Here is a 3,809-nt window from a genome sequence, read left to right as displayed (position 1 = left end):
GTCTAGTTTAACTATTATAGCGAATTAAAAACGATTTTTCAATTTCTATTTCTTTTCAGTTTGGCTCCCTTATTTATATGAAAATATGGTAAAATAGAACAGACTAAAAATCATCATTTCACGAAAGGATGCAAGATGAAAATTACGCAAGAAGAGGTAACACACGTTGCCAATCTTTCAAAATTAAGATTCTCTGAAGAAGAAACTGCTGCCTTTGCGACTACCTTGTCTAAGATTGTTGACATGGTTGAATTGCTGGGCGAAGTAGACACAACTGGTGTCGCACCTACTACGACCATGGCTGACCGCAAGACTGTACTCCGCCCTGATGTGGCCGAAGAAGGAACAGACCGCGATCGCTTGTTTAAAAACGTACCTGAAAAAGACAACTACTATATCAAGGTACCAGCTATCCTAGACGATGGAGGAGATGCCTAATGACTTTTAACAATAAAACCATTGAAGACTTGCACAATCTCCTTGTTTCTAAGGAAATTTCAGCAACTGAGTTGACACAAGCAACACTTGAAGATATCAAGTCACGCGAGACAGCTATCAACGCTTTTGTTACCGTCGCTGAGGAACAAGCCCTTGCGCAAGCGAAAGCTATTGATGAAGCAGGAATCGATGCTGATAATGTCCTTTCAGGAATTCCACTTGCAGTTAAGGATAACATCTCTACAGACGGCATTCTCACAACTGCTGCCTCAAAAATGCTCTATAACTACGAGCCAATTTTTGATGCGACAGCCGTTGCTAATGCAAAAGCTACAGGAATGATTGTCGTAGGTAAAACTAACATGGACGAATTTGCTATGGGTGGTTCAGGTGAAACTTCACACTACGGTGCCACTAAAAATGCTTGGGATCAAAGCAAGGTTCCTGGTGGGTCATCAAGTGGTTCAGCTGCAGCTGTAGCTTCAGGCCAAGTTCGCTTGTCACTTGGTTCTGATACTGGTGGTTCTATCCGCCAACCTGCTGCCTTCAACGGAATCGTTGGTCTCAAACCAACCTACGGAACAGTTTCTCGTTTCGGTCTCATTGCCTTCGGTAGCTCATTAGACCAAATCGGACCTTTTGCTCCTACTGTTAAGGAAAACTCCCTCTTGCTCAATGCGATTGCCAGCGAAGATGCCAAAGACTCTACTTCTGCTCCTGTCCGCATTGCCGACTTTACTTCAAAAATCGGTCAAGACATCAAGGGCATGAAAATTGCTTTACCTAAGGAATACCTTGGTGAAGGAATTGACCCAGAGGTTAAGGAAACCATTCTGAATGCCGCTAAACACTTCGAGAAACTCGGTGCCATCGTCGAAGAAGTTAGCCTTCCTCACTCAAAATACGGTGTTGCAGTTTACTACATTATCGCTTCATCTGAAGCTTCATCAAACTTGCAACGCTTTGACGGTATCCGTTACGGCTATCGTGCAGAGGATGCGACCAACCTTGATGAAATCTATGTAAACAGCCGTAGCCAAGGTTTCGGTGAAGAGGTAAAACGCCGTATCATGCTAGGTACTTTCAGCCTTTCATCAGGTTACTATGATGCCTACTATAAGAAAGCTGGTCAAGTCCGTACCCTTATCATTCAAGATTTCGAAAACGTCTTTGCGGATTACGACTTGATTTTGGGACCAACTGCTCCAAGCGTTGCCTATGATTTGGACTCCCTCAACCATGACCCCGTTGCCATGTACTTGGCTGACCTCTTGACCATCCCAGTCAACTTAGCTGGTCTCCCAGGAATTTCGATTCCAGCTGGATTCTCTCAAGGTCTACCTGTCGGACTCCAATTGATTGGTCCTAAGTACTCTGAGGAAACCATTTACCAAGCTGCTGCTGCTTTTGAGGCGACAACAGACTACCACAAACAACAACCCGTGATTTTTGGAGGTGATAACTAATGAACTTTGAAACAGTCATTGGACTTGAAGTCCACGTAGAGCTCAACACCAATTCAAAAATCTTCTCACCTACTTCTGCCCACTTCGGAAATGACCAAAATGCCAACACTAACGTGATTGACTGGTCTTTCCCAGGAGTACTTCCGGTTCTCAACAAAGGTGTTGTCGATGCCGGTATCAAGGCTGCTCTTGCCCTCAACATGGACATCCACAAAAAGATGCACTTTGACCGCAAGAACTACTTCTACCCTGATAATCCAAAAGCCTACCAAATTTCTCAGTTTGATGAGCCAATCGGTTATAATGGCTGGATTGAAGTCGAGCTAGAAGACGGTACGACTAAGAAAATCGGTATCGAACGCGCCCACCTAGAAGAAGACGCTGGTAAAAACACCCACGGTACAGATGGCTACTCTTACGTTGACCTCAACCGCCAAGGGGTGCCATTGATCGAAATTGTATCTGAAGCTGACATGCGTTCGCCAGAAGAAGCCTATGCTTACCTAACTGCCCTCAAGGAGGTCATCCAGTACGCTGGCATTTCTGACGTTAAGATGGAAGAAGGTTCTATGCGTGTGGATGCCAACATCTCTCTTCGTCCTTATGGTCAAGAGAAATTCGGTACGAAGACTGAGTTGAAAAACCTCAACTCCTTCTCAAACGTTCGCAAAGGTCTTGAATACGAAGTTCAACGTCAAGCTGAAATCCTTCGCTCAGGTGGTCAAATCCGCCAAGAAACACGTCGCTACGATGAAGCCAACAAGGCAACTATCCTCATGCGTGTCAAGGAAGGTGCTGCAGACTACCGCTACTTCCCAGAACCAGACCTACCCCTCTTTGAAATCTCAGACGAGTGGATCGAGGAAATGCGGACAGAGTTGCCAGAGTTTCCAAAGGAACGCCGTGCACGCTACGTCTCTGACCTTGGCTTGTCAGACTACGATGCTAGCCAGTTAACTGCAAATAAAGTCACTTCTGACTTCTTTGAAAAAGCTGTTGCTCTCGGTGGTGATGCCAAGCAAGTCTCTAACTGGCTCCAAGGGGAAGTCGCTCAGTTCTTAAACTCTGAAGGCAAGACACTGGAACAAATCGAATTGACACCAGAAAACTTGGTTGAAATGATTGCCATCATCGAAGACGGCACGATTTCTTCTAAGATTGCCAAGAAAGTCTTTGTCCACCTGGCTAAAAATGGCGGTGGCGCGCGTGAATACGTGGAAAAAGCAGGTATGGTTCAAATCTCAGACCCTGAAATCCTGATCCCAATCATCCACCAAGTCTTTGCCGATAACGAAGCGGCTGTTGCCGACTTCAAGTCAGGTAAACGTAACGCAGATAAGGCATTTACAGGATTCCTTATGAAAGCAACCAAAGGCCAAGCCAACCCACAAGTTGCCCTTAAACTCCTTGCACAGGAATTGGCCAAGTTGAAAGAAAGTGAGTAATTTACTCTTTAAACACTTTTTTCTACTTTTAAAACGAGAATGAGACAAGGAGAATAAATGAACAAATTTGTACGATTGCTATTTGTCTTAGTCATCATCGCTATGTTAGGCGCTTCTATACTACAAATTTTCTTTCCATCATACATGGGAAGCCACTCCGGGTACGGAATATCTGCTGGTTGGCAACGAGAAATTGGAATATGGAATTTAGCTGTATTGATTATTATTCTCGCTATCAATATTAAATACGATTGGTTCTATCTACGAATCGCACTTCTTGCTCTCATTATTGGCGGAATTGGAATAGGAACAAATCACTTACTCAATTATATGGAGTATCACTCTCCTGTAAATGCTATCGGTGCTTTTGAAAATTACTTGCTAGCAATAGGGTGGTTTGTGGGATGGCTCATCGAGCGCCATTCCATAAAGAAGCCAAATGCTAGTAAATAACGCCTAG

General features: G+C 44.3%; 4 protein-coding genes. All 4 read left to right on the top strand.

Annotated elements, in window-relative coordinates; translation table 11 throughout:
- The first annotated feature begins 135 nt into the window (after positions 1–135).
- Genes gatC through QZ565_RS08525 form a run of 4 tightly spaced genes read left to right on the top strand, consistent with a single transcriptional unit; the run spans position 136 to position 3,802 of the window.
- Positions 136–438, top strand: coding sequence for an Asp-tRNA(Asn)/Glu-tRNA(Gln) amidotransferase subunit GatC (gene gatC, locus QZ565_RS08540; RefSeq protein ID WP_000705419.1), 303 nt, complete (start codon positions 136–138; stop codon positions 436–438).
- Complete coding sequence (gene gatA, locus QZ565_RS08535; protein ID WP_295528224.1) at positions 438–1,904, top strand: Asp-tRNA(Asn)/Glu-tRNA(Gln) amidotransferase subunit GatA; 1,467 nt, start codon at positions 438–440, stop codon at positions 1,902–1,904. The genes gatC and gatA overlap by 1 nt, the downstream gene beginning before the upstream one ends.
- Complete coding sequence (gene gatB, locus QZ565_RS08530) at positions 1,904–3,349, top strand: Asp-tRNA(Asn)/Glu-tRNA(Gln) amidotransferase subunit GatB (protein ID WP_295528221.1); 1,446 nt, start codon at positions 1,904–1,906, stop codon at positions 3,347–3,349. Before gatA ends, gatB begins: the two co-directional genes overlap by 1 nt.
- 57 nt (positions 3,350–3,406) lie before the next feature.
- Positions 3,407–3,802, top strand: a complete 396-nt coding sequence (locus QZ565_RS08525; protein WP_295528218.1) for a hypothetical protein — start codon at positions 3,407–3,409, stop codon at positions 3,800–3,802.
- Positions 3,803–3,809: the final 7 nt, after the last annotated feature.

It is taken from the genome of uncultured Streptococcus sp., assembly GCF_915066115.1.
In the GTDB taxonomy this organism is placed as follows: domain Bacteria; phylum Bacillota; class Bacilli; order Lactobacillales; family Streptococcaceae; genus Streptococcus.
This window is presented reverse-complemented; position numbering and strand designations above follow the sequence as displayed.